Raw genomic sequence first — 24,319 nt, 5'->3', positions numbered from 1 at the left:
GGTCGCCGGCCCGGTTAGCTCAGGAGGTACGGAAGGTGGGGTCGGTGGCCCGCAGCTCCGCGAGGGCCGAAGCCACCCCGTGCAGCAGGTCGGTCGCCTCGGTGAGCCGGTCCACCGCCGGTTCTGGGACATCGGACCGCACGTTCTCGGCCACGTAACCAGCGGCGGCGGCCACCAGCCGCTCGTACGCCGCGACGCCGCTGTGTAGCTGGCCGGCGAGGGCCGCCCAGGCCTGCTCAAGCGGGGGCCGGGTCTCGGACGGCGCGAGCCGGATAGCCCGTTCGACCTCCGCGACGCGGAGGGCGAGGTCCCGGAGGGAGCGGTCGGCCGCGGTCGCCTCGGCGACCGCGGGTGCCGCCAACCCGGTCAGCCGGTCCCGCAGGCCGGCGAAGGTAGACCCGGCCCGATCCAGCCGGCCCCACGGCTCGGCGGCGCTGGTGCCGCGCAGCGCGACCCGGGACCGCACCCGGCGGGCCTCCGCGAGGATGCCGGGGCCGGCTGGAAGGCGCTCCACCGCCGCGACCAGCCGGGCCCGCGAATGGGCCGCCGCCTCGGCCGGGTCCAACGCCGGCGGCACCGGCTGGGCGGCGAGCGCCCGCAGATCGGCCCAACGCCAGGCCGCGAGCACGATCGCCCCGCCCGCACCGGCGGCCCAGGCGGCGTCGGGCAACCCCAGACCGGCGTACGGCGTCAGCACCGCCGCCGCGCCACCGAGCCCACCGGCGATGACGCTCCATCGGCGGGCAGACCGCCGGCGGCGGCTCAGTCGCCGGAAGTACCGCGTCCGTTCATCTGCCACGTCGCCTCCCCAACCCGCGTCGCTCAGCCGGCGGCGGTGCTGTCCCCGGTGCCGCGTTCGCGGCCCAGGGTGGAGCGAATCTCGTCGAGCCGGGCCGCGGCGGCCGGGTCGGCGACCGGAGCGCCCTGCTGCTCGGGTCGGGTGACGGCCGGCCGCTCGGCGGCGCCGCGTAGCTGTTCCCCGGCCATGCCGGCGCGGATCTGGTCGAGTCGGGCGGAACCCGCCGCATCGAGGGCTGCCTGCTGGATGTCGAGCATCTGTCCCTCGACCGAGTTCCCGGCGAGCTCGGCTCGGCCCATGGCGTTGGCGTAGCGCCGCTCGATGCGCTCGCGCACCTCGTCCAGGGTGGGGGTGGTACCCGGGGCGGTGATCGCGGACATCGACTCCAGTGACGCGGCGACATTCTCCTGCATCTTGGCCTGCTCGAGCTGGCTGAGCAGCTTCGCCCGCTCGGCGAGCTTCTGCTGGAGAATCATCGAGTTGTTCTCGACCGCCTTACGTGCCTGCGCCGCCGCGCCGAGCGCCTGGTCGTGCAGGGTCTTGAGGTCTTCGGTGGCCTGCTCCGCGGTGACCAGCTGGGTGGCGAGCGCCTGAGCGGATTGTTCGTAGCGGGTGGCTTCGGCGACGCTGCCCCGAGCCTGGGCCTGGTCGGCCAGGACCAGGGCCTGGCGGGCGTTACCCTGCAGCCGCTCGACCTCGGACATCTGCCGGGACAGCTTCATCTCCAGCTGCCGTTGGTTGCCGATCACCGCGGCGGCCTGCTGGACAAGCAGCTGGTGCTGCCGCTGAGATTCCTCGATCGCCTGCTGGACCTGCACCTTCGGATCAGCACGCTCGTCGAGTTTGGTGCCGAAGAGCGCCATCAGATATTTCCAACCCTTGACGAACGGGTTCGCCATCTCCGCGGTATCCCCTCACTAGCAACGCGGCCGGCCGCGACCTGGCCGGCCGCGACGGCAGTGGCTCCATCGTCGCAGGCGGATGCCAGTTTGGGCAGCCGCCGGCAACGCAGCGGGGCCACGATCAACCCTACGCGCGCTCAGGCGGCGCAGACCACGTCCCGGTCTGTTTTGCGAACCCGGGTGTGCAGGGTCGCCTTGAGCGGCGAATCCTGGCGGACCTGAACCGACACCGTGCCATCCGAGGAGGAGACCTGGCGGACCGCCCGGCCGGCGGTCTTGCCGTGGCTGGCGGCTGGGACCGGGGCGGGCTGCTGCCCGGTCGGCTCATCCTGGACCGGCACCAGCACCCCCGGCATCTGCTCGGCGAGCGCCACCGTGTCACTCACCTCGCGCAACAGCTCGGAGAGGCGGGCGCCAAGCGCGTCACAGATGGCGGCCAGCAGCTCGCTCGACGGCTCCTTGTGCCCACGCTCAATCTCGGAGAGGTAGCCAAGGCTGACATTGGCGGCAGAGGAAACCTCGCGCAGGGTGCGGTGCTGCCCCTGCCGGCGTGTCCGTAGCGCGTCACCGATCAGCCGGCGTAGCAGGACCATCGCACCTCCCCTGGAGGAACACTCCGTGCCTCGGCGACCCGGGGAATCCGGGCCCCGACCACCGGAACCTTCCCGCAACCGTACCCGGTGCCGGCCTGACCGACATACCGCCCCGCTTGCCGAATCGGGCTGCGAGCCGGCGAGCCTGCCGAACGGCAACGTCGTCGACAAAGAGTGCCGACCGTATCACGGTCGGTGTCGCTACGCACCGCCGCCGGCAGCGTCGGGCGCCTCGGCCACCTGCTCGGCCAGCAGTCGAAGCGCCTGCACCACGGTGGCGGACCGGATGAGATCACGGCCCCCGCCCAACTCCAGCCGCCGGACCACGCTGCCGTTCGGACCGGCCACCGCCACGTAGACCAGGCCGACCGGCTTGCCGCCCTGCGGCTCCGGTCCGGCCACCCCGGTGGTGGCCACGCCCCAGTCGGCTGCGCACCGTCGCTGGCCCCCCAACGCGAGCGCCATGGCCACGTCCGGGTCAACCGGCCCGCGCCCGGCGAGCAGTTCCGCCGACACTCCGGCCAGCTGAGCCTTCAACTCGGTCGCGTAGACCACCAGCCCGCCGCGGTAGACGCTGCTCACCCCGGGGACCTCCACGACCGTGGCGGCGAGCAGGCCACCGGTCAGCGATTCGACGGTGGCGAGCGTCTCCCGCCGCTTGACCAGGTCATGCACGACGCTGGCAGCCGGGCCTTCGACGGGCCGTTCACCGTCCGCTCCCAGCCCCATCGTGGCTCCCCCTTCGCCGGACCCGGTCAACCCTCGTTCCGCCGCCGCAGGCGCAGCGCCCGCACCACGTAGTCGAGGCCACTGACCACGGTAACCGCCACCGCGGCACCCATGACCCATGGTCCGACCAGGTCCAGCGGCGCCGGCATGGGCCAGAGGTACCAGACGATCGCGAGGGTCTGCAGGGCCGTCTTGATCTTCCCGCCCCGGCTGGCGGCGATGACGCCGTGCCGGATCACCCAGAACCGCAGTGCGGTGATGCCCAGTTCCCGAAAGAGGATCGTTCCGGTCACCCACCACGAAAGCTGGTCGTAGCCGGAGAGCAGCAGCAGCGCGACACCGGTGAGCGCCTTGTCCGCGATCGGATCGGCCACCTTTCCCACCGAGGTGACCAGCCCGAACCGGCGAGCGATCCACCCGTCCACCAGGTCTGTGAGGGAAGCCGCGACAAAGATCAGGCAGGCCACGATCCGCCAGCCGACGTGAGTCATCTCGGAGACGACCACCGAGACGGCGAAGACCGGCACCAACACCAGCCGCAGCAACGTCAGCGCATTGGCGGCGTTGAGCACCGGCACCCGGGGAGCCGCCGGGGCCGGCTCTGCCGCTCCGGTCATCGCCGCGTCCCGCCGCCGACCCGACCCCGCACCAGGTACGCCGGCCGGGTCCCCTGAACCCACCGTCACCGTGCCACGCCAGGAGCCGCCGAGATCATCGCATCCGGTACGGCGAGCAAGTCCACACCCTCGGTAGCGGTGACCGTGCACTGAACCAGGTCACCGGGGCGCAGGGCGGTGAGGTCCACCCCGCCCTCGGGGGGTGCGACCAGGGTCGTCGAGCCGTCCACCTCGGGAGCCTGGTGCGCGGCCCGGCCCTCCACCACACCGTCGTCAACCGAGTCGACCAAGACCTGCACCGTCGAGCCGAGCCGCTGCTCGGCCCGCTGCGCGCAGAGCTCGTCGGCGAGCGCGCTGAGCCGGTCATAGCGGCGCCTGACGGTGGCGGCGGTGACCTTACCGGGCAGACCGGCGGCCTCGGTGCCGTCCTCGTCGCTGTAGTCGAACACCCCGATCGCGTCCAGCCGCGCCTCCTCCAGGAAGCGGACCAGCTCCGCGACGTCGGCCCGGGTCTCGCCGGGGAACCCGACGATGAAGTTGCTCCGCGCGCCGGCCTCCGGGGCGAACGCCCGGATGCTGCTCAGCAGCTCCAGGAACCGATCGGTGGAGCCGAACCGGCGCATCCGCCGCAACACTGGCTCGCTGGAGTGCTGGAACGACAGGTCGAAGTACGGGGCGACGCCCGGCGTGGTGGCGATCGCCTCAACCAGTCCGGGCCGGGTCTCGGCCGGCTGGAGGTAGCTCGCGCGCACCCGCACGATGCCGTCCACCGCGGCGAGCTGGGGCAGCAGCTTCTCCAGTGCCCGCGGGTCGCCCAGGTCCTTGCCGTAGGAGCTGGAATTCTCACTGACCAGGACCAACTCCCGCACCCCGGTGCTGGCGAGCCACTCCGCCTCGGCGAGCAGCGCCTCCGGCGGGCGGGAGACGAACGCACCCCGGAAAGCGGGGATGGCGCAGAAGGCACACCGTCGGTCACAGCCGCTGGCCAGCTTGAGTGACGCGACCGGTCCGGTGTCGAGCCGACGCCGCAGCACCGGACGCAGATGCGCCGGAGTGTGCTCGTCGACCTCGATCGGAGCGGATCGCGCACCGGGCTGCGCCACGACGGCCGGGGTGCCGTGGCCCGGCACCGACACCGCCGCCTCCGCCCGCCGTACCGGGGTGAGCGGTAGGAGTTCCCGCCGGTCCCGTGGGGTGTGCGCGGCAACCGCCGTTCCGGCGAGCACCGCTCCGAGTCGATCGGAGATGTCCGGGTAGTCGTCGAAGCTCAACACCGCCTGCGCCTCGGGCAGGCTCTCCGCGAGCTCCCGCCCGTACCGCTCGGCCATGCACCCGGCCGCCACCACCTTCGCGCCGGTTTCGGCGGCGGCCAGTAGCGTCTGGATCGAATCCTGCTTGGCCTTCTCGACGAACCCGCAGGTGTTCACGACCACCACGTCGGCGCCTTCACCGTCGGTGGTCACCTGCCAGCCGTCCGAGTGCAGCCGGGCAGCCAGCTCCTCGGAGTCGACCTCGTTGCGGGCGCAGCCCAGGGTCAGCAGGGCGACACGGCGGCCGTCGGCGGGTGCGGGAGGGGTGGCAGACACCATCCGAGGGTACCGGGCGCGGGTTGACCTCCCGGCAACCGCCAGCGGCCGGCCTCGGCCGGGCTCCCGTCCGCGTCCGCCCAAAGCCCGCACCAGGGGGTCAGCCGGCCCGCGCGGCCGCACCGGTTGGTCAGACCCTCGCGGCGACCCGGACCACGCGATCGAGCAGGAAGCTCTCGGTACCGCCCAAGCCGGTGGAGCAGAAGGCGGAGATTTGGTCCGCACTGGTCCGGCCGGACACCGCCGCCGCCAGGACCGCGCCCAGGTCCCGCAGCCGTCCGACGTACGGGGGGAGGGCGGCGAGCATCGGTGGGTCGTACCCGGCGGCCTGGGCCAGCGAGTCGGTGACCAGCACCTCGGCCCGGTCCAGCAGATCCGGGCCGAACTCGTGCCGGTCGACCTGCTTGAAGCCGACCGCGTTCACGTGGGCGCCGGGCGCGAGGTCCGCGGCGTCCACCACCGGGGTGGTGCTGGAGGTGGCGATCACCACGATGTCCTGGCCGGCGACGGCCGCCGCCGCGGAGTCGACTGCCCGCGCCGGTACGCCGAGTTCAACGCGGACCCGGTTGGCGAAGGCGGTACGCCGTGCTGCCGAACGGCTGTGCACGCGCACCTCCCGCAGGGGCCGTACCGCCGCGGCGGCCCAGACCTGCGCCCACGCCTGCCGCCCTGAGCCGACCACTCCGAGCGTGGTCGCCTCCGGGCGGGCCAGCGCGTCAACGGCGACCCCGCCCAGCCCACCGCTACGCCGGGAGCTGAGCTCCGTCCCGACCGCGACCGCCCGGACCCCGCCGGTGCGGGCGTCGTGCAGCACCACCACCGGTTCGCTCCCCGGCAGCCCGAAGGTGTCGTAGGAACAGGCGCCGTACCACTGACCGACCAGCTGCCCGGCGGCCAGCGCCATCCGGCCTCCGGCCAGCGACGCGGTGGCTCGGGGCGGGGCGACCAGCCGACCCTCGTGGGCGGCGTGCAGCGCGTCCCGCATGGCGGCGATGGTCGTCGGGGCATCGAGCACGGCAGCGACCTCTGAGTCGCTGAGTAGCAGCGGCATGAACCGATACTGCAAGATAAAGTCAGGTTTAGCTCCAGCCGCAGTGGCGAAGATCACCTTCACCGCGCTGCTCCGCCCCCCGGCAGCTGCTACCGTCCGGCGATGGCCTGGATCGTGCTGGTGATCTCCGGACTCCTCGAAACCGCGTGGGCCATCGCCCTCGACCGCAGCGCCGGCTTCAGCCGGCTCGTCCCCACGATTGTCTTCGCCATCACGGCCGCCCTGAGCATGATCGGCCTCGCCTACGCGCTCCGCGAGATCCCCGTCGGCACCGGCTACGCGGTCTGGGTCGGCATCGGCGCGGTCGGCACCGCCGTGGTGGGGATGGTGGCGCTGCACGAGTCGGCCAGCCTGCCCCGGATCCTCTGCCTCCTGCTGGTGATCGCCGGCGTGGTGGGCCTGAAGATCTACCACTGACGGCCGAACCGGGACCGGACCGACTCCGTCCGGACCGCGCGGGCGAAGGGACTGTCCCCGCCCGGCACCGGCGGCCAACCCGACCCCGCCGGCACCACCGCGGTCTCGGTCAGTCCTCCCCGCCGCGGAGGCCGACCAGCACCTCCGTCAACTCGTCCGGCTTCACCAACACATCCCGGGCCTTGGAACCCTCGGACGGGCCAACCACGCCGCGGGTCTCCATCAGATCCATCAGCCGACCCGCCTTCGCGAAACCGACCCGCAGCTTGCGCTGCAGCATCGAGGTGGAGCCGAACTGCGAGGTCACCACCAGCTCAACCGCCTGCACCAGCAGGTCGAGGTCGTCGCCGATATCCTCGTCGATCTTCTTCTTGCTCTCCTGGGCCACGGTGAGCACGTCCGCGCGGAACTCCGGCTCCCGCTGCTCCTTGCAGAACCGGACCACGTCGGCGATCTCCCGCTCGGTCACCCACGCGCCCTGGATCCGGACCGGCTTGGCGGCACCCATCGGCAGGAAGAGACCATCACCGCGACCGAGCAGCTTCTCCGCACCCGGCTGATCCAGAATGACCCGCGAATCGGCCAGCGACGAGGTCGCGAAGGCGAGCCGGGACGGCACATTGGCCTTGATCAGACCGGTCACCACGTCCACCGACGGACGTTGCGTGGCGAGCACCAGGTGGATCCCGGCGGCCCGGGCGAGCTGGGTGATCCGGACGATGGAGTCCTCCACGTCCCGCGGGGCGACCATCATCAGGTCGGCCAACTCGTCCACGATCACCAACAGGTACGGGTACGGCCGCAGTTCCCGCTCGCTGCCCGGCGGAGCCGTGATCTCACCATTGCGTACCTTGCGGTTAAAGTCGTCAATGTGCCGGACCCCGTTGGCGGCCAGGTCGTCGTAGCGCATATCCATCTCGCGCACGACCCACTCCAACGAGTCAGCCGCCTTCTTGGCATTCGTCACGATCGGCGTGACCAGGTGCGGGATCCCCTCGTAGCCGGTCATCTCGACCCGCTTCGGGTCGATCAACAGCAGCCGTACCTCGTCCGGGGTGGCCCGGGTCAGAAGCGAGACCAGCAGTGAGTTCAGGCAGCTCGACTTCCCCGCGCCGGTGGCCCCCGCGATGAGAATGTGCGGCGTCTTCGCGAGGTTGGCCACCACGTAGCCACCCTCGATGTCCTTACCGAGCGCGACCAGCATCGGGTGATGGTCGCTGGTGGCCGCCCGGGAGCGCAGCACGTCGCCGAGGGCGACATTCTCCGGATCGGTGTTCGGAATCTCCACGCCGATCGCGCTCTTGCCCGGAATCGGGCTGAGGATGCGCACGTCCGGCGACTTCACCGCGTACGCGATGTTGCGGGAGAGCTGGGTGATCCGCTCCACCTTGACCCCGTGGCCCAGCTCGACCTCGTACCGGGTCACCGTCGGCCCCCGGGTGAAGCCGGTAACCGCGGCGTCCACGTCGAACTGCTCGAACACCCCGGTCAACGCGGCGATCACCTCGTCGTTGGCCCGGCTGCGCTTCTTGGGGGCGGCACCACTGCCCAGCAGCGTCGCCGGGGGCAGCGCGTAGTCGCCCGCCAGCCCGGTCAACGCGAGCTGCTCGGCCCGGGTGGGCAGCGGCGAGTGCTCCGGCGGCTCCGCCGGCTTCCGACTGGCCGGCACCTTCGCCGACGACTTTCGGGGCAGCCTGAGCGTCTCCTGCAGATCCGCGCCCGCCAGGTCGTCGGCGAAGTCCGCCGGGTCCGGCGGTGGTGGCGGCGTCCGCTTCGCCGCACGCTTGCGCACCGGCTTGCCGGTCTCCGCCGCGGCCTCCTCGGTGGCCTCCGCGCCGGCCGGGGTGCCGACCACCGTGCCGGCCAACAGACCGAGCCGCTCCGGAATCTTGTTGATCGGCGTCGCGGTGACCACCAGCAGCCCGAAGACCAGGAGCAGCAGCAGCAGCGGCACGGCCACCCAGGCCGTCACCGCCCGCTCCAGCAGGCTCCCCACCCCCGCACCGATCAGCCCGCCCGCGAAGTCCCGCTGCGCCGGCGAAGTCGGCTCCTGCCCGATGTGCAGCAGCGCGGCCGTGGCGACCAGCATGGACCCCCAGCCGACCAGGCCCCGGCCCCGGTGTTCCGGAGCGGTTGGCTCCCGCATCAGGCGCCAGGCACCGATCGTCAGCAGCACCGGCACCACAACGGCGATCGCACCGAGAAACAGCCGTACGGTGTCGGCGAGCCGCTCCCCGACCGGTCCGGCCTTTTCGAACCAGATGCTGGCCGCGCTGAGCAGCGCGATGCCGAGCACCAGCAGCCCGGCGCCGTCGCGCCGGTGCTCGGGGTCGAGGCCGCGGGCCGCGGCGGCCTGCCGGCCGGCGGCGCGAACCGACCAGCCAACCCCGTGCGCGAGGCCCATCCACAGTGCCCCGACCGCCCGGCCCACGGAGCCGGCCGGGCTGGTGCGGGCCGGCGGACGACGCTTAGCGGCAGCGCGGGGCTTCTTCGCCGGCTGCCGGGCACGGTTGTTCGTGTTGCCTCGTGGCGACGCGCCGCGCCGCCGACTCGCCTGAGAGGTACGGCCCGCCATAGCATCAACCTAGCGGCGGTACCCGGCGGATCGCCGCTATTCCAGGTCGTGTCCGCGCGTCGGCACGCGAATCCGCCGCCGGTCGTGATATTCGCCTCAGAAGGGATGCCGTATGGCGTCGCCGACCGGGGATATTCCGGACCGCCTCCTGGGCGGCTACCCGGGCGCCCTGAGCCCACTCACCGATGAGCTGATCGCCACCGTACTCACCCAGCGGGGATACCCGGTGGAGACCGACCCGGCCGGGGAGCTGGTCGGCCGGTGGGCCGACAACCTCATCTGGTTCCTGCGGCCCGGGACCGCCGGCGAGCTACTCCAGGTACGCACCGTCGTGGCACCCACGTTCGCGATCGAGTACGTCCCCGCGCTACACGCCTTCTGCAACGCCTGGAACCACGACCGGCTCTGGCCCAAGGCGTTCGTACACGTCGAAGATGACGGCCGGACGCGAATCTGTGGGGAGGTCATCACCGACCTCGAACGCGGTGTGACCCCGCACCAACTCGACCGGCTCCTCGACCGCGGCATCACCACCGGCTGCCAGCTCGCCGCCGAGGTGGCCCGGCTCCCTGGTGGGGTGCGCTCGTGATCGGGCAGCCCGGCGGCCGCGGGCTGGAAGAGTTCGGCTGGCCGGGGTGGCCACCACGCCGCCAACGACCTGGGCGGGACGGGCGTCCCCTCGCTGAGGAGCTGGCCGACGCCCGGGACTCCCCCGACGGCGATACCCGCAGCGCCGAGTTGGAACGGATCGCCGCGCGGGCCGACGCCGCCGGCGATGACCGGTCGGCGTTGGACGCCCGGCTCGCGCTGATCGAGACCTACCTGCTCGGCGAAGGGCGGTGGCGCCTGGTCGAGCCGGTCCGCCGCTGCCTCGCCGCCGTGGACCGGCGGCCCGACCTGCTGCCGCCCGACGGTCACGAAGCCCTGGCCCGCTACCGGCGGTACGCGGTCGAAGCCCTGCTCGGCAGCCCGCGTGGTGGCCTGGACCAGGCCCGGGCCCTCCTAGACGACCTCGGCACCGCCGACACCGCGACCGCCGCCGAACTCTACTGCCGGATCGCGGACCACCTCGGCGACGAGCCAACCGCCCGGTCCTGGTACGACCGCTGGGTAGCGGCGCCCGCCACCCCGGCCGACGGCTGCCTCAGCTGCGCCGCCGTCCGCCGGGCGGAGCTGCTCGCCGGGTGGGAGGAGTGGTCGGCCGCGCTGGACGTCCTGGCCGGCGTGAACCCGAACGACTGCACCGGAGCACCCGAGCGGGGGCTCGCCGCCGGGATGCTCCCGTGGCTTCGACTTGGCGCGCCCGAGTCGGCCGCGGCGGCACACGTGCACGCGTACCAGCGGCACCGACGCGAACGGGCCGGCTTCGCGTACCTCGCGGCGCACCTGCGCTTCTGCGCGCTCAGCGGGAACCCGGTCCGCGGGCTGGCCCTCCTCACCGAGCAGCTGTCCCGGCTGGACCGCGCTCCCGACGAGCTCTCCGCGATGGAGTTCGCCGCCGCCGGGGCGCTGGTGTGCGGGGTAGCGGTCGCCGCTGACCTCGGCGAGCAGCGGGTACACCGCCCCGCGTACGGGCAACGGCCCGCGGCCGACCTCGACCTCGCCACCCTCGGGGCCGAGCTGACCGACCTGGCCACCGGGATCGCCGGCAGCTTCGACGCGCGCAACGGCACCGGGCACCAGTCCGGGCGGGTCGCCTCCTGGCTGGACGAGCGGGGCGCGGCCGAACGAGCCCTGGCCAACCCGGTGGCGCTACCCTTCGAGGGCCCCGACGACGACGAACCCGACCGCGAGGCGGACGACCAACCGGCCGACCAGCCCGCCCCGCTCAGCCTGGCGGCGATCACCAGCGCCCTGGACCGCCGTGGCGACCAGTACATCCTGGACGCCACGGACACCGTCGTCGGGCGCTGGGGCGAGGCGCTGATCCAGGTACGGCGGGCCGGCGAGCGCGGCGAGGTCCTGCACGTACGCGCCGTGGCCAGCCGCCGGCTGCCGGCCGACCGACGCGCCGAGGCGTACGCGTTCTGCAACGCCTGGAACCAGGACCGGCTCCTACCGACGGCGTACGTGCACGACTCCGGCGCCGAGCTGGTGTTGGCCGGTGATGTCAGCACCGACCTGTCCCACGGGGTCGCGCCCACCCAGCTGGACGTGCTGCTGGCCGCCGCGGTACGCACCGGCTCGGCGTACGCCGACGCGGTCGCGGAGCTGCCCTGACCCGGGCCGGCTCCCCGACCTTGCCGCGCCTCGGCTCAGACCTCCACCACGTTCGGCACGATCATGGGCCGGCGGCGGTAGGCGTCGTTGACCCACCGCCCCACCGTGCGCCGCACGATCTGCTGCAACTGGTGCGGGTCGGTGATGCCATCGGAGGCCGCGCGGTTGAGCGCCTCGGTGATCAACGGCACCACCGGGCTGAACGCCTCCGGGTCCTCGGAGAACCCCTTGGCGGAGACCGTCGGCCCACCGACCACCTTTCCGGTGACCGAGTCGACCACCACGGTGGCCGCGATGAAGCCGCCGTCGCCGAGGATCCGCCGCTCGGTGAGCAGCGACTCCGACACGTCCCCGACGGCGAGGCCGTCAACGTAGACGTACCGGCTCTTGACCTTCCCGACCAGGCTGGCCCGCCCCTCGACCAGGTCGACCACGTCGCCGTCCTCACAGAGCACCACCCGATCGGCGGCGACCCCGGATTCGATGCCCAACCGGGCGTGGGCGCGTAGGTGCCGCCACTCCCCGTGGACCGGCATCAGGTTGCTCGGCCGAACCATGTTGAGCAGGTAGAGCAGCTCGCCAGCGGGGGCGTGCCCGGAGACGTGCACCTTGGCCACGTCCTTGTGCACGACGACGGCACCCGCCCGGGCCAGCCGGTTGATCACCCGGTAGACGGAGGTCTCGTTGCCGGGCACCAGCGAGGAGGCCAGCACCACGGTGTCGCCGGGGGCGATGGTGATGTGCCGGTGATCACCGCTGGCCATCCGGCCCAGCGCGCTCATCGGCTCACCCTGGCTGCCGGTTGACATCAGCACGATCTGGTCGGGCGGCATGCTGGTGGCCTCGTCGAGCCCGACGACCAGACCGGGTGGGATGTTCAGCAGACCGAGGTCGCGGGCGATGCCCATGTTGCGCACCATCGACCGGCCGATCAGGGCCACCTTGCGGCCATGCTCCACCGCGGAGTCGAAGACCTGCTGGACCCGGTGCACGTGCGAGGCGAACGACGCGACGATGATCCGGCCCCGAGCCTTGGCGAAGATCGAGTCGAGCACCGGGCCGATCTCCCGCTCCGGCGTGACGAAGCCGGGAATCTCGGCGTTGGTGGAGTCGGACAGGAGCAGGTCCACCCCCTCGGCGCCGAGCCGCGCGAAGCCGGCCAGGTCGGTGATCCGGCCGTCCAGCGGGAGCTGGTCCATCTTGAAGTCACCGGTGTGCAGCACCAGGCCGGCCGGAGTACGGATAGCCACGGCGAGCGCATCCGGGATCGAGTGGTTGACCGCGAAGAACTCACACTCGAAGGGGCCGAGCTGCTCCCGGCCGCCCTCCCGAACCGTCAGCGTGTACGGCTGGATCCGCCGCTCGGCGAGCTTCGCCTCGACCAGGGCGAGGGTGAACTCCGAACCGACCAGCGGGATGTCCGGCTTGTGGGCGAGCAGGTACGGCACCGCGCCGATGTGGTCCTCGTGGCCGTGCGTGAGCACGATCGCCTGCACATCATCGAGGCGGTCCAGGATCGGGGCGAAGTCGGGCAGGATCAGGTCCACGCCCGGCTGCTCCACGTCCGGAAAGAGCACGCCGCAGTCGACGACCAGCAGCTTCCCGTCGTACTCGAAGACGGTCATGTTCCGACCGATGGCGCCGAGCCCGCCCAGCGGAATGATCCGCAGCCCGCCCTCGGGCAGCGGCGGTGGCAGTTCTGTCTCGATTCGCGCCTCGGTCACGCGTTCACCTCATTCTGCGACGCCGTCACCCGGCGTCCGTCGTGTCGTTCGTTCATTCAGGGAGGTCTAGGCCCGCCGCCGCAGAGTCGGCGCGGAGCTGGGCGAGCTGGTCGGCGGTGGCGTCCACCAGCGGGGAACGGACCGGACCGGCGGGCAGTCCCTTCGCCGCCAGGCCGGCCTTGACCAAAATCGTGCCCGGGGCCCGGAAAATGCCCGTGTACAGCGGCAGCAGCCGGCGGTGCAGGGCGAGCGCCGTGGCGTTGTCCCCCGCGTCGAACGCCCGGATCATCTCCTGCGTCCGCGCCCCGGTGAAGTGGGTTGACGTGCCAACCACCCCGACCGAACCCACCGCCAGCGCGGGCAGGAGAAGCGAATCCTCGCCGCAGTAGAAGGCCAGGCCGGTCCGGCTGGTCACCCAGCTGGTGGCGGTCAGGTCAGTCTTGGCGTCCTTCACCGCGACGATCCGGCCGTGCTCGGCCAGGCGCACCAGCGTCTCGGTCTCGATCGCCACCCCGGCGCGGTGTGGAATGTCGTAGAGCATCACCGGCAGCCCGCTGGCGTCGGCCACCGCGGTGAAGTGTCGCACCAGGCCCGCCTGCGGCGGCTTGCTGTAGTACGGCGTCACCACCAGCAGGCCGTGCGCTCCGGCCTTCTCCGCCGAAGCGGCCAGCTCGATGGTGTGCCGGGTGTCATTGGTCCCGACCCCGGCCACCACCTTGGCTCGATCACCGACGGCCGCGACCACCGTCTGGATCAGGTGTTCCTTCTCCACGTCGGTCGTGGTCGGCGACTCACCGGTGGTGCCGTTGACCACCAGCGCGTCGTTGCCCTGCTCGTCGACCAGGTAGTTCGCCAACCGAGCCGCGCCGTCCAGATCGAGCGCACCGTCGGCGGTAAAGGGTGTCACCATGGCCGTGAGCACCCGCCCGAACGGCCGGGAGGCCGTCCGGGGGGGACTGTCGGGGAGGTCACTCGTCATGCGTCCAACCTAGCGGACGGCCTCCGAGCCCCCGACGGGGAAGGGCTCAGGACACCTCCGCGTGCGGGCTGGCCGCCACCTCGGTGCCGTCGGGCAGGGAGGAGATCACGAAGTCGTTGAAGACGCTCGGGGCCACCCCCTGCAGCTGGCGGAGGCACTCCATCGCCAGCTCGCGGATCTCCACGTCGGCGTGCTCGGTCGCCCGCATGCCGATGAAGTGCCGCCATGCCCGGTAGTTGCCGGTGACCACGATGCGGGTCTCGGTGGCGTTCGGCAGCACCGCCCGCGCCGCCTGCCGCGCACGCTTACGCCGCAGGGTGGCGTTGGGCTCGTCGGTGAAGCGCTGCTCCAGGCCCTCCAGCAATTCGGTGTACGCCCGCACGCTCGCCTCGGCGGCCTCCACGAACCGCTTGTGTAGCTCCGGGTCGTCGGCGATCACGGCCGGCTCCACCATCGCCGCGTCCCGCTCCGGCACGTACCGCTGGGACAGCTGCGAGTACGAGAAGTGCCGGTGCCGGATCAACTCGTGGGTGAGGGACCGCGACACCCCGGTGAAGTAGAAGCTCACCGAGCTGTGCTCCAGCACACTCAGGTGGCCCACCTCGAGAATGTGGGCGAGGTAGCCGGCGTTGGTCGCCGTCGCCGGGTTTGGCTTCTTCCAACTCTGGTAGCAGGCCCGGCCAGCGAACTCCGCGAGCGCCTGCCCCCCGTCGGCGTCAGTCGACCACCCAACGTCGTCCGGGGCCTCGAACTGGGTCCACGCAATGAGCTTGACCTGGGGCTGCACCATGTCCGACATTCCTGCGACTGTAGTGGCGCGACCGGCGCCGACGGAAATCGGACCCACGCAGGCGGCGGAGATCGGGCCTGGCCACAACACTCCCCACGGCGAGCGCAGACGCAGGCGTGACGCAGGCACAGGCGCGACGCAGACGCGACGCAGACGCAGACGCAGACGCGACGCAGACGTAGACGCAGGCGCGGCGGGAGTGACGGCAGGCGTTTGGCAAGCACCACGCGTTGTCGACCGCAACGGGAGCGACCGTGGGTCGGCGGCACATCCTCCGGCGCATCCTGTCGAGCTGCCCACACGAACGGGGCACTCACTCACCCCCAGCGAGGCTCCCTACCTGCAAGCCCCCAGAAGCCCACCCCACAACGCGTCCCCAGCACGGAGCGGAACCGGGGCAGTGACCGGCTCACAGACATCAGCCGAGAGCGGACCGACCGGCTGCGGCTGCCCCACCACCTGGACGGCAGTCCCGACCCGAACCACCACCCGTGCCTTCCGACCCGGCAACCCCACGACAGGCGAGGCTGACCCCCTGTGTGCGGACTCACCGACGGGGCAGCTCGACAGCGGAGAGAACGGGGTACACGAGGGGCGGGGAGGAGGCAAGCCCAGTCGATCGGACCCTTGTCGTCTGGGAGCGTCGCTGACAGCAGCAACAGCAACCCACGCAGCCCAGTCAGGAAGGAAGGAAGCCAGGCAGGCAGACAGACAGACAGACAGGCAGCGCGAAGACGAGAAAGAGTCAGACGTAGAGCACAGTGAATGGCGCCCAGGGCAGGTTACGCACCACTGAGAAAGCCAACCAGGCGGCCAGGAAAACCCCGATCAGCTTGTTGCTGATCCGCAGCTCGGGCAACCGCCACCCGAAGGCCTGCCGGCCCGCCCACGCCACGAACAGGTATGCCAGAAACGGAAGCGCGAAGACGAGAAGGAGATGGTGCCGGGCCGCGGCCGGCAGGTCGGCATGCAGCAGGTACCAGAGGGCCCGGGTGCCGCCACAGCCCGGACAGTCGAGCCCGGTCGTCAACTTGAGCAGGCAGGTGGGGGCCGCATCCGGCGCGGACCGAGTCGGATCGATCATCAGGGTGTAGCCGATGCCGGCGCCGACACAGCCCAGGGCGGCCAGCGGCACCGCCCACCGAGGCGAGCGTTCCTGGAGACGGAGCACGAATCGGGTCAGTCGGTCCGGCTGTGGAGCCGGGTAGACCGGTACCGCCTCCACCGGCCAGCCATCAGGCGCCGGGGCAGCGGCCCGGCTCTGCGGCCCGTCAACGCTCGTCACGTCGATCACGGTACACCTGCCACGCTCCTCAGGGCGGCGGCCAGCGGCACCGCCAGGTCGCCCGCCGTCGGTCGGGCCACGGCGTCCAGGCCCAGCCAGCCGGCGAGCCGGTACAACTCGGCGGCGAGCGCAAGCGCCGTCTCACCCACCTCAACGCCCGGCTCCTGCCAGGCTGCCGGCACGAGAAGCACTCCGTTCTTCCGGTCGGCCTTCAGGTCGACCCGGGCGGTGAACCGCTCCCCCTGGAGAAACGGCAACACGTAGTAACCGTGAACCCGCTTCGGTGCCGGGACGTAGATCTCGATGCGGTAGCTGAAATCGAACAACCGCCGGGTGCGGCCCCGCTCCCAGACCAGCGGGTCGAAGGGGCTGACCAGCCGGTTGCCCCGCACCCAACGGGGCAGCCGGGCCTCGGCGTGCAGCCAGGCCGGCTGCCGCCAGCCCGACACGGTCACCGGGATCAGCTCCCCCGCCTCCGCCAGCTCGGCGATCGCCGCCCGCGCCTGCGCCAGTGGCAACCGAAAGTAGTCCCGCAGCTCCGGCTCCGCCGCCACACCGAGCGAACGGGCGGCCACGGCCACCAGCGTTCGGTACGCCTCGGCGTCGCTCGGGGTGGGCGCCGCCAACACATTCGCCGGCAGCACCTGCTCCGGCAGGGCATAACGGCGGGCGAAGGACGTCGTACGCTCGGCGGCCGTCACCTCGCCAGACCAGAACAGGTACTCCACCGCCCGCTTCGTCGCGGACCAGTTCCAGCCCCAGTTGCCGGTCACCCGGTCAGCGTCGTGCTCGATCTCCGCGGCGGTGATCGGCCCGCGGGCCGCTACCTCCTCCCGGACCCACGCCACCAGATCCGGCTGCTCCTCGGCGACTCGGCGCATGCCGCCCCAGGCCTGGCTCCGGGCGCGCGCCATCCGCCAGCGCAGCGCCGGCTGCAACGCGACCGGCACCAGCGACGCCTCGTGCCCCCAGTACTCAAAAAGATCACGGGGTTGGCGGTACGCGGCCGCGTCGAGCAGCGCCGTCGGGTAAGGACCGAGGCGGCTATAGAGGGGCAGATAGTGCGCCCGCTGGAGCACGTTGACCGAGTCCAACTGGATCAGGCCGACCCGGTCCAGCACGCGACGCAGGTGCCGGCGAGTGGGAACGCCGGTCGGCGATGGGTCGGTGAAGCCCTGGGCTGCCAGGGAGATCCGACGGGCTTGGGCGAGCGAGAGCGACTCCGGCACAGTCATCGCGGGGACACTAGGTCACCGGTACGACACCGGTACGGGTCTGCTCGCTCTTCTCCTGCCCGGCCGTCCCGGCCCCAGCCCGGTCCGCCACGGTCCGAATCGGCAGAAACGCCAGCAGGGCCAGGCTGATCCAGACGTAGGTGTTGCTGCCGAGGAAGCCGTCGATCCCGGTGAAGTCCCGCTCCCAGGCCCACACGATCCGGCTGATCAGGAACGCGTACGCGATACCCAGGGCGGCCAGGAGCCAGCGACGGCGGCGGCTACCGACGGGCGCGGCCATCGCGTTGTCCAACAGCAGGATGAGCGCCGGCAGCAACCAGACCAGATGGTGTACCCAGGTGACCGGGCTGACCAGGCACATCAGCACACCGGTCAACGCCAGCCCGGTCGCCTCGTCACCGACCGCCACCGCGGACCGGGCCCGCCACGCCCAGAGCGCCAGCACGGCCACCACCAGCCCCAGCCAGGCGACGGTGCTCGGATCCTCCGGGTTCAGCCGGGCCACCACCCCGCGGAGCGACTGGTTGGAGACGAAGGAGAGCTCCCCCACCCGGTTGGTGTTCCAGAGCGCCTCGGTCCAGAACTCCCGAGAGGCGTCCGGGAAGAGGGCGGCGGCGAGCAGGGTCGCGCCGGCGGCGGTGCCCATCGCGGTGACCGCCGCCCGCCAGCGTCCGGTGACCAGCAGGTAGACGATGAAGATCCCCGGCGTCAGCTTGATCGCGGTGGCCAGGCCGATGGTGGTGCCGGCCCAGCGGCTACCCGACGGCAGTAGCCGCAGCAGATCCACCGCCACCAGGAACAGCAACAGCATGTTGACCTGGCCGAAGTTCACCGTTTCCCGCATCGGCTCGTACGCCGCGACGAGGCAGAACGCTACCGCGATGGCGAACCAGCGGGTCCAGCCGGCACGCCGCGAGATCGGGTCCAGCAGCCACCAGAACAGCACCAGGGTGACCGCCACGCTGGCGGAGACGCTCAGCACGATCGCCACCGTCCACGAGACGTACGCCATCGGCAGCATGACCAGGGCCGCGAACGGCGGGTAGGTGAAGCCGTACTGGGTGAATGGGCGCAAGAAGTCGTAGATCTCGCCGCCGTCGTGCACCCAGTAGCGGATCGCGCCGTAGTAGACCCCGAGGTCAAAAAACCCGTGCCGCATGGCCGCCACGGACAGGAACAGGGCCACCCCGACGGCGAGCCCGGCCACCCCGATCGACTGTCTGACCGTTCGCCTGGCACCCTGCGCCATCGTCGCCTCCTCCACCCTGCGTAGGCTTTCGTGCCATGGCTCTCGGCTACGTCCGCCCGGCACGTCCACAGGACGCCGGCGAGATCGCACGCATCCAGCTCGCAACCTGGCGGGTCGCGTACCGCCGCATCCTGCCTCGGCAGGTGCTCGCGAACCTCGACGAGGCGTGGCTGGCCCAGCGGTGGACCGCAGCGGTGCAAGAACCGCCCTCGGCTGCCCACCGGGTGCTGGTCGCCGTCGAACAGGCCGAGCAATCGTATCTGGTGGGCTTCGCCGCCTCCGGTCCGGCCGACGCCGAGGCCCAGGCACCCGGTGAGCCCGCCGAAGCGCTGGGCCCGGAGGTCGTCGCGGTCACCGACCTGCTGGTGGAGCCGCGCTGGGGCCGGCGCGGGCACGGCAGCCGGCTGCTCGCCGCGGCGGTGGACCACTGGCGTGACGACGGGTTCACCCGCGCGGTCGCGTGGGCGTTCGACGGCGACGCGGCGACCCGGGGGTTCCTGACCGGCACCGGGTGGGAGCCGGACGGGGCGACCCGCGCGCTGGACGTGGACGACATGTTGGTCGCCCAGTTACGACTACACGTGGCGATCCCCGCGGAGCCGACCCGGCGCTCGGACGACCCCGCTCCCTGACGACCCGGGTCTCCGGCTTCCGGACGACCCGGGTGCACAGCCGGTGCGGGGTGAACCGCTCAGTCGAGCAGGGCGTCCAGGCCGACCGTCAGGCCGGGCCGGTTGCGCACCTTGCGGGCAGCCAGCAGCACACCGGGCATGAAGGAGGCCCGGTCGTAGGAGTCGTGCCGGATGGTCAGCGTCTCCCCGGTGGTGCCGAAGAGCACCTCCTGGTGGGCGACGAGGCCGGTGGCGCGGACCGAGTGCACGCGTACGCCGTCGATGTCGCAACCGCGGGCACCGGCCACCTCGTCCCGGGTGGCGTCCGGTGCCGGACCTTGACCGGATGCGGCGCGGGCCGCCGCGACCAGGCGCGCGGTGTGCGTCGCGGTGCCGCTCGGCGCGTCCAGCTTGCGGGGGTGATGCTGTTCGATGATCTCGGCTGACTCGAAGTGACGGGCGGCCCGTTCGGCGAACTGCATCATCAGCACCGCCCCGATGCCGAAGTTGGGGGCGACGATCACGCCCACCCCCGGCTTCCGGGCCAGCCAGCCGCGCATCCGCTCCAGCCGCGCCTCGGTGAAGCCCGTGGTGCCGACCACGGCGTTGATGCCCTGGTCGATGCACCAGTGCAGGTTGTCCATGACCACGTCAGGGGTGGTGAAGTCGACGATCACCTCGGCTCCGGCATCGGAGGCGTTGAACAACCAGTCGCCCTGGTCAACCATGGCCACCAGCTCCATGTCGGGGGCCGCGTCCACCGCCTTGCACACCTCGATGCCCATCCGACCCCGGGCGCCCAGCACACCGACCCGGAGCGGCTCGTCCGCGCTCTTGTCCTGCTCGTCAGTCACAGCCGACAACCTATCCCAACCAGGACATGGGCATCGCTGGGTGGGGCCGGGGTAGCCCGATCGCCCGCGGCCCGGAACTCGGGTGCCGACGCTCCGGCTGAGGTGATCCGGAGACGGTCCGGCGAGGACGGTTAGGCAGCGGTGGTCGGGGACGCTCCGACGGTGAAGTCGGATTCGCCGAACGGACCCACCACCGCCAGCGACATCGGCCGCCTCAACAGCTCCTTGGCGAGCGTGTTCACGTCGGCAACGGTGACCGCGTCCACCCGGGCCAGCAAGGTGTCGACCGGCATCAGCTCGCCGTAGAGCAGCTCTCCCTTGGCCAGCCGGCTCATCCGGGAGCCGCTGTCCTCCAGGCCCAGTACGAACGCGCCCTTGCTCATGCCCTTACCCCGGGCCAACTCGGCCGCTGTGAGCCCGTCGGCGGCCACCCGGGCCAACTCCGCGCGGATCAACTCCAGCACCTCGTTGGCTCGCCCCGGCGCACAGCCGGCGTAGACGGCGAACAGGCCGCTGTCGGCGTGCTGGCTGGCGTAGGAGTACACCGAGTAGGCGAGCCCCCGCTGCTCGCGGATCTCCTGGAAGAGCCGGCTGGACATACCGCCACCGAGGATGTTGTTCAGCACGCCGAGGGCGAACCGGCGTTCGTCCCGCCGGTCGATGCCGGCGCAGCCGAGCACGACGTGCGCCTGCTCGGTCTCCTTCGGCCCGACCCGGGTGGTCGCGGGCTGCGTGCGTACCGCCGGGGTAGCGCTCCGGTACGACGCTGGCGCCGCCGGTTCGGTGTCCAGCGGCGTGCCCCGCAGCGCCTGCCGGACCAGCTTGACCACGCTCGAGTGGTCAAGGTTCCCCGCGGCGGCGATGACGATCCGCGGCGGGGTGTAGTGCCGCCGGTAGAAGCCCTGGATCTGTCGGCGGGTCATCGGGGTGACCGTCTGCTCCGTCCCCGAGATCAGCCGACCGAGCGGGTGCTCACCGTAGACGGCCCGGGCGAAGAGGTCGTGCACCTCGTCACCGGGCTCGTCGTCGTGCATGGCGATCTCCTCGAGGATCACGCCCCGCTCGACCTCCACGTCTTCCGGAGTCAGCACCGAGTCGGCGACCATGTCGCACAGCACGTCAATGGCGAGGGGGAGATCCTCGTCGAGGACCCGCGCGTAGTAGCAGGTGTATTCCTTCGTGGTGAAGGCGTTGGTCTCGCCGCCGACCGCCTCGATCGCCGACGAAATCTCCAGTGCCGACCGCCGGTGTGTCCCCTTGAACAGCAGGTGCTCCAGGAAGTGGGCGGCGCCGGACTGGGGGCCGCTCTCGTCCCGGGAGCCAACCGACACCCAGATGCCGAACGAGACGCTGCGCATCGCCGGGATGGCCTCGGTGAGTACCCGCAGCCCGCTGGGGAGCACGGTCCGGCGGACCGTGCCGCCCAGCGGGTCGTCACTGAGCGTACGGGTTACGGCGCGGCTGGCGGCGCCGTTCGGGTTGCCCCGGAACGCCGCCACCCCCCGTCGTTCCGGTTTGGACGGTACGGAGACAGTCCGGCTCACGCAGGGCTCCCGGTTCGACGAGGGGTGGATGGTGCGCTGGTACGACGGTCAGCTGCGCCGGGTACGGCGACGCGGACGCGACTCGCCGCCCTCACCGCCGTCGCCACGCTCGCCGCTGTCGCCACGGTCCGGGCCCCGGCCGCCGCGCTCGCGGTCACCACGGTCGCGCGGTCCCCGGTCGCCCCGGTCCCGACCCGCCGGCCGCTCGCCGGCGCCCTCCGCCGGGGCTTCGGCGCCCTCCGGGCGCACCTTGTCCAGGTAGACCTTGCCCCGCTGGTCGATGTCGGCGATCTCCACCTCGACCTTGTCACCGACGTTGAGGAAGTCCTCAACCTTCTCGACCCGCTTGCCGTCGCCCACCTTGGAGATGTGCAGCAGACCGTCACGGCCGGGAAGCAGCGAGACGAACGCGCCGAAGGCGGCGGTCTTCACCACCGTGCCGAGGAAGCGGTCGCCCACCTTCGGCAGGGTCGGGTTCGCGATCCCGTTAATCCGCTCGACCGCGGCCTGCGCCGCCGGGCCGTTGGTCGCACCGACGTAGATGGTGCCGTCGTCCTCGATCGAAATCTCGGCGCCCGTCTCGTCCTGGATCGCGTTGATCGTCTGCCCCTTCGGGCCGATCACCATGCCGATCTTGTCGACCGGGATCTTGACAGTGGTGACCCGAGGCGCGTAGTCACTCATCGTGGCCGGCGCCTCGATCGCCGCCTGCATCACCTGCAGGATCGTCTGCCGGGCCTCGTAGGCCTGCTGGAGGGCCGCGGCGAGCACGTCCGACGGGATGCCGTCGAGCTTGGTGTCGAGCTGAAGCGCGGTGACGAAGTCCGGCGTACCGGCGACCTTGAAGTCCATGTCACCGAAGGCGTCCTCGGCACCGAGGATGTCGGTCAGCGTCACGTACCGGGTCTTGCCCTCGACCTCGTCGGAGATCAGGCCCATGGCGATGCCCGCGACCGGCGCCTTCAGCGGCACACCGGCGGAGAGCAGGCCGAGCGTTGAGGCGCAGACCGAGCCCATCGAGGTCGAGCCGTTGGAGCCAAGCGCCTCGGAGACCTGCCGGATCGCGTACGGGAACTCCTCGCGCGAGGGCAGCACCGGGATCAGGGCCCGCTCGGCGAGCGCACCGTGGCCGATCTCCCGCCGCTTCGGCGAGCCAACCCGGCCGGTCTCCCCGGTCGAGTACGGCGGGAAGTTGTAGTTGTGCATGTAACGCTTGGACTTCTCCGGGGAGAGCGTGTCCAGGGACTGCTCCATCCGGAGCATGTTCAGCGTGGTGACGCCCATGATCTGGGTCTCGCCCCGCTCGAAGATCGCCGAACCGTGCACCCGGGGCAGGACCCCGACCTCGGCGGTCAGCGGACGAATCTCCCGCGGGCCACGGCCGTCCATGCGGACCTGCTCGCGCAGCACGCGGTTGCGGACCTCGGACTTGGTCAACGACCGCAGCGCGGCGGAGAGCTCCTTCTCCCGGCCCTCGAAGCGCGGGCCGAGCTCCTCCACCACCCGGGCCTTGATCCGGTCCAGGGCCTCTTCGCGGTCGGCCTTGCCGGCGATCTTCAGGGCCTCGGCCACGTCCTCCCGGGCCAGCTCCGCGACCGCGTCGTACGCGTCGTCGGAGTAGTCGAGGAAGACCGGGAACTCGGCGACCGGCTTCGCCGCCACCTCGGCCAGCTCGCTCTGCGCGCGGCACAGCTCACGGATGGCCGGCTTAGCCGCCTCCAACCCGCTCGCCACGACCTCCTCGGTCGGTGCGGAGGCGCCATCGGCGACCAGCTTCGCGGTGTGCTCGGTGGCTTCCGCCTCGACCATCATGATCGCGACGTCGCCGTCGGGCAGGGTCCGACCGGCGACCACCATGTCGAAGGTGGCGCGCTCCAGCTCCTCGTGGGTCGGGAAGGCAACCCAGGAGCCGTCGATGTGGGCCATCCGGGTCGCCCCGATCGGGCCGGAGAACGGCAGGCCGGAGAGCTTCGTCGACATCGAGGCGGCGTTGATGGCCACCACGTCGTACGGGTGGCTGGGGTCGAGCGCCAGGACGGTCTCGACGACCTGGACCTCGTTCCGCAGGCCCTTGACGAACGAGGGACGCAGCGGCCGGTCGATCAGTCGGCAGGTGAGGATCGCGTCCTCGCTGGGGCGCCCCTCCCGGCGGAAGAACGAACCGGGGATCCGGCCCGCCGCGTACATCCGCTCCTCAACGTCAACGGTCAGCGGGAAGAAGTCGAACTGCTCCTTCGGCTGCCGGCCAACGGTGGTGGCGGAGAGAACTACCGTCTCGCCGAGCTGGGCGACAACGGAGCCGGCGGCCTGACGGGCCAGCCGGCCGGTGGAAAAGGTGATCACACGGGTGCCGAAGGCCCCGTTGTCGATCGTGGCGGTACGAGACTGGGTACCGAGGTTGCTCTCGGTCATCTGTGGTTGCGCTCCTTCGCGTCTACGGACCGCGACGCGCAGCTGCTCAGACGGCCGGTCTTCGATCGAAGCGCCCGGGCGGTCGGCGGGATGCCGGATGCCCGGGGGCCACTACCGGAGACCGGTGCGCTGACCGGCTCCCGGTGA

Annotated in this window: 21 protein-coding genes; 4 read left to right on the top strand and 17 right to left on the bottom strand. The window is 71.6% G+C overall.

Annotation, left to right across the window (positions count from 1 at the left end):
• Positions 1-19: 19 nt before the first annotated feature.
• The 7 genes from pspM to SALPAC4_RS0116430 all read right to left on the bottom strand — a co-directional run bounded on the left by pspM (position 20) and on the right by SALPAC4_RS0116430 (position 6,277).
• Positions 20-799, bottom strand: coding sequence for a phage shock envelope stress response protein PspM (gene pspM / locus SALPAC4_RS0116460; protein WP_019871248.1), 780 nt, complete (start codon positions 797-799; stop codon positions 20-22).
• A gap of 23 nt (positions 800-822) precedes the next feature.
• A complete protein-coding gene (locus SALPAC4_RS0116455) occupies positions 823-1,698 on the bottom strand; it encodes a PspA/IM30 family protein (RefSeq protein ID WP_019871247.1) in 876 nt (291 codons plus the stop codon).
• A gap of 140 nt (positions 1,699-1,838) precedes the next feature.
• Positions 1,839-2,294, bottom strand: a complete 456-nt coding sequence (locus SALPAC4_RS0116450; RefSeq protein WP_018732531.1) for a helix-turn-helix domain-containing protein — start codon at positions 2,292-2,294, stop codon at positions 1,839-1,841.
• 201 nt (positions 2,295-2,495) lie between these two features.
• Positions 2,496-3,023 (bottom strand): CinA family protein, encoded by a 528-nt coding sequence (locus SALPAC4_RS0116445; protein WP_019871246.1) that lies wholly within the window; start codon positions 3,021-3,023, stop codon positions 2,496-2,498.
• 26 nt (positions 3,024-3,049) lie between these two features.
• Complete coding sequence (gene pgsA, locus SALPAC4_RS0116440) at positions 3,050-3,640, bottom strand: CDP-diacylglycerol--glycerol-3-phosphate 3-phosphatidyltransferase (RefSeq protein WP_019871245.1); 591 nt, start codon at positions 3,638-3,640, stop codon at positions 3,050-3,052.
• A 65-nt stretch (positions 3,641-3,705) separates the two neighbouring features.
• Positions 3,706-5,229: a 30S ribosomal protein S12 methylthiotransferase RimO gene (rimO, locus tag SALPAC4_RS0116435; protein ID WP_019871244.1), complete on the bottom strand. Its 1,524-nt coding sequence runs from the start codon at positions 5,227-5,229 to the stop codon at positions 3,706-3,708.
• A 127-nt stretch (positions 5,230-5,356) separates the two neighbouring features.
• Positions 5,357-6,277, bottom strand: a complete 921-nt coding sequence (locus SALPAC4_RS0116430) for an ornithine cyclodeaminase family protein (protein WP_027644697.1) — start codon at positions 6,275-6,277, stop codon at positions 5,357-5,359.
• A 102-nt stretch (positions 6,278-6,379) separates the two neighbouring features.
• Here SALPAC4_RS0116430 and SALPAC4_RS0116425 point away from each other — a divergent pair, with 102 nt between their 5' ends.
• Positions 6,380-6,694, top strand: a complete 315-nt coding sequence (locus SALPAC4_RS0116425; protein WP_018732526.1) for a DMT family transporter — start codon at positions 6,380-6,382, stop codon at positions 6,692-6,694.
• A gap of 109 nt (positions 6,695-6,803) precedes the next feature.
• Here the strand turns inward: SALPAC4_RS0116425 and SALPAC4_RS0116420 are convergent, their stop codons facing one another.
• On the bottom strand, positions 6,804-9,269 hold the full coding sequence (locus SALPAC4_RS0116420) for an FtsK/SpoIIIE family DNA translocase (protein WP_027644698.1): 2,466 nt from the start codon (positions 9,267-9,269) through the stop codon (positions 6,804-6,806).
• A gap of 112 nt (positions 9,270-9,381) precedes the next feature.
• Here SALPAC4_RS0116420 and SALPAC4_RS0116415 point away from each other — a divergent pair, with 112 nt between their 5' ends.
• Together SALPAC4_RS0116415 and SALPAC4_RS0116410 are read left to right on the top strand one after the other, a co-directional pair.
• Entirely contained in the window at positions 9,382-9,858 is a 477-nt protein-coding gene (locus SALPAC4_RS0116415) for a type III secretion system chaperone family protein (RefSeq protein WP_019871241.1), read from the top strand.
• Positions 9,855-11,489 (top strand): type III secretion system chaperone family protein, encoded by a 1,635-nt coding sequence (locus SALPAC4_RS0116410; protein WP_019871240.1) that lies wholly within the window; start codon positions 9,855-9,857, stop codon positions 11,487-11,489. The genes SALPAC4_RS0116415 and SALPAC4_RS0116410 overlap by 4 nt, the downstream gene beginning before the upstream one ends.
• A gap of 35 nt (positions 11,490-11,524) precedes the next feature.
• On the opposite strand, the gene SALPAC4_RS0116405 is transcribed toward SALPAC4_RS0116410, so the two are convergent.
• The 6 genes from SALPAC4_RS0116405 to SALPAC4_RS0116380 form a co-directional block, all read right to left on the bottom strand.
• On the bottom strand, positions 11,525-13,213 hold the full coding sequence (locus tag SALPAC4_RS0116405; RefSeq protein ID WP_018735195.1) for a ribonuclease J: 1,689 nt from the start codon (positions 13,211-13,213) through the stop codon (positions 11,525-11,527).
• A gap of 52 nt (positions 13,214-13,265) precedes the next feature.
• Positions 13,266-14,192 carry a 4-hydroxy-tetrahydrodipicolinate synthase gene (gene dapA, locus SALPAC4_RS0116400; RefSeq protein WP_019871239.1) on the bottom strand — a complete coding sequence of 309 codons (927 nt, stop codon included), beginning with the start codon at positions 14,190-14,192 and terminating at the stop codon, positions 13,266-13,268.
• Positions 14,193-14,238: 46 nt separating this feature from the next.
• Complete coding sequence (gene thyX / locus SALPAC4_RS0116395; RefSeq protein ID WP_027644699.1) at positions 14,239-14,982, bottom strand: FAD-dependent thymidylate synthase; 744 nt, start codon at positions 14,980-14,982, stop codon at positions 14,239-14,241.
• A gap of 745 nt (positions 14,983-15,727) precedes the next feature.
• Positions 15,728-16,276, bottom strand: a complete 549-nt coding sequence (locus SALPAC4_RS0116390; protein ID WP_019871237.1) for a DUF2752 domain-containing protein — start codon at positions 16,274-16,276, stop codon at positions 15,728-15,730.
• A complete protein-coding gene (locus SALPAC4_RS0116385) occupies positions 16,273-17,502 on the bottom strand; it encodes a winged helix-turn-helix domain-containing protein (RefSeq protein WP_019871236.1) in 1,230 nt (409 codons plus the stop codon). The genes SALPAC4_RS0116390 and SALPAC4_RS0116385 overlap by 4 nt, the downstream gene beginning before the upstream one ends.
• A 10-nt stretch (positions 17,503-17,512) precedes the next feature.
• Complete coding sequence (locus SALPAC4_RS0116380) at positions 17,513-18,751, bottom strand: glycosyltransferase family 87 protein (RefSeq protein WP_027644700.1); 1,239 nt, start codon at positions 18,749-18,751, stop codon at positions 17,513-17,515.
• Positions 18,752-18,786: 35 nt separating this feature from the next.
• Between SALPAC4_RS0116380 and SALPAC4_RS0116375 the strand changes: the two genes are divergently transcribed.
• The gene (locus SALPAC4_RS0116375) at positions 18,787-19,383 is read left to right on the top strand and encodes a GNAT family N-acetyltransferase (protein WP_018732516.1); all 597 of its coding nucleotides are present in this window, start codon (positions 18,787-18,789) and stop codon (positions 19,381-19,383) included.
• Positions 19,384-19,442: 59 nt separating this feature from the next.
• On the opposite strand, the gene dapB is transcribed toward SALPAC4_RS0116375, so the two are convergent.
• The 3 genes from dapB to SALPAC4_RS0116360 form a co-directional block, all read right to left on the bottom strand.
• The gene (dapB, locus tag SALPAC4_RS0116370; protein WP_019871234.1) at positions 19,443-20,216 is read right to left on the bottom strand and encodes a 4-hydroxy-tetrahydrodipicolinate reductase; all 774 of its coding nucleotides are present in this window, start codon (positions 20,214-20,216) and stop codon (positions 19,443-19,445) included.
• Positions 20,217-20,347: 131 nt separating this feature from the next.
• On the bottom strand, positions 20,348-21,715 hold the full coding sequence (locus SALPAC4_RS0116365; RefSeq protein ID WP_019871233.1) for a M16 family metallopeptidase: 1,368 nt from the start codon (positions 21,713-21,715) through the stop codon (positions 20,348-20,350).
• Between the two features lie 93 nt (positions 21,716-21,808).
• Positions 21,809-24,172: a polyribonucleotide nucleotidyltransferase gene (locus SALPAC4_RS0116360; protein ID WP_019871232.1), complete on the bottom strand. Its 2,364-nt coding sequence runs from the start codon at positions 24,170-24,172 to the stop codon at positions 21,809-21,811.
• Positions 24,173-24,319 lie beyond the last annotated feature (147 nt).

This window comes from Salinispora oceanensis (assembly GCF_000383575.1).
In the GTDB taxonomy this organism is placed as follows: Bacteria; Actinomycetota; Actinomycetes; order Mycobacteriales; family Micromonosporaceae; genus Micromonospora; species Micromonospora oceanensis.
The sequence above is the reverse complement of the archived record's forward strand: the minus strand, read 5'-3'. Positions and strand labels throughout refer to the sequence as shown.

Coding starts and splice junctions, on each gene's coding strand:
- SALPAC4_RS0116360 (WP_019871232.1), bottom strand. CDS start 24,172: ATGACCGAGAGCAACCTCGGTACCCAGTCTCGTACCGCCACGATCGAC.
- SALPAC4_RS0116450 (WP_018732531.1), bottom strand. CDS start 2,294: ATGGTCCTGCTACGCCGGCTGATCGGTGACGCGCTACGGACACGCCGG.
- dapA (WP_019871239.1), bottom strand. CDS start 14,192: ATGACGAGTGACCTCCCCGACAGTCCCCCCCGGACGGCCTCCCGGCCG.
- SALPAC4_RS0116430 (WP_027644697.1), bottom strand. CDS start 6,277: ATGCCGCTGCTACTCAGCGACTCAGAGGTCGCTGCCGTGCTCGATGCC.
- SALPAC4_RS0116425 (WP_018732526.1), top strand. CDS start 6,380: ATGGCCTGGATCGTGCTGGTGATCTCCGGACTCCTCGAAACCGCGTGG.
- SALPAC4_RS0116380 (WP_027644700.1), bottom strand. CDS start 18,751: ATGGCGCAGGGTGCCAGGCGAACGGTCAGACAGTCGATCGGGGTGGCC.
- SALPAC4_RS0116385 (WP_019871236.1), bottom strand. CDS start 17,502: ATGACTGTGCCGGAGTCGCTCTCGCTCGCCCAAGCCCGTCGGATCTCC.
- rimO (WP_019871244.1), bottom strand. CDS start 5,229: ATGGTGTCTGCCACCCCTCCCGCACCCGCCGACGGCCGCCGTGTCGCC.
- SALPAC4_RS0116375 (WP_018732516.1), top strand. CDS start 18,787: ATGGCTCTCGGCTACGTCCGCCCGGCACGTCCACAGGACGCCGGCGAG.
- SALPAC4_RS0116445 (WP_019871246.1), bottom strand. CDS start 3,023: ATGGGGCTGGGAGCGGACGGTGAACGGCCCGTCGAAGGCCCGGCTGCC.
- SALPAC4_RS0116420 (WP_027644698.1), bottom strand. CDS start 9,269: ATGGCGGGCCGTACCTCTCAGGCGAGTCGGCGGCGCGGCGCGTCGCCA.
- thyX (WP_027644699.1), bottom strand. CDS start 14,982: ATGGTGCAGCCCCAGGTCAAGCTCATTGCGTGGACCCAGTTCGAGGCC.
- SALPAC4_RS0116455 (WP_019871247.1), bottom strand. CDS start 1,698: ATGGCGAACCCGTTCGTCAAGGGTTGGAAATATCTGATGGCGCTCTTC.
- pgsA (WP_019871245.1), bottom strand. CDS start 3,640: ATGACCGGAGCGGCAGAGCCGGCCCCGGCGGCTCCCCGGGTGCCGGTG.
- SALPAC4_RS0116415 (WP_019871241.1), top strand. CDS start 9,382: ATGGCGTCGCCGACCGGGGATATTCCGGACCGCCTCCTGGGCGGCTAC.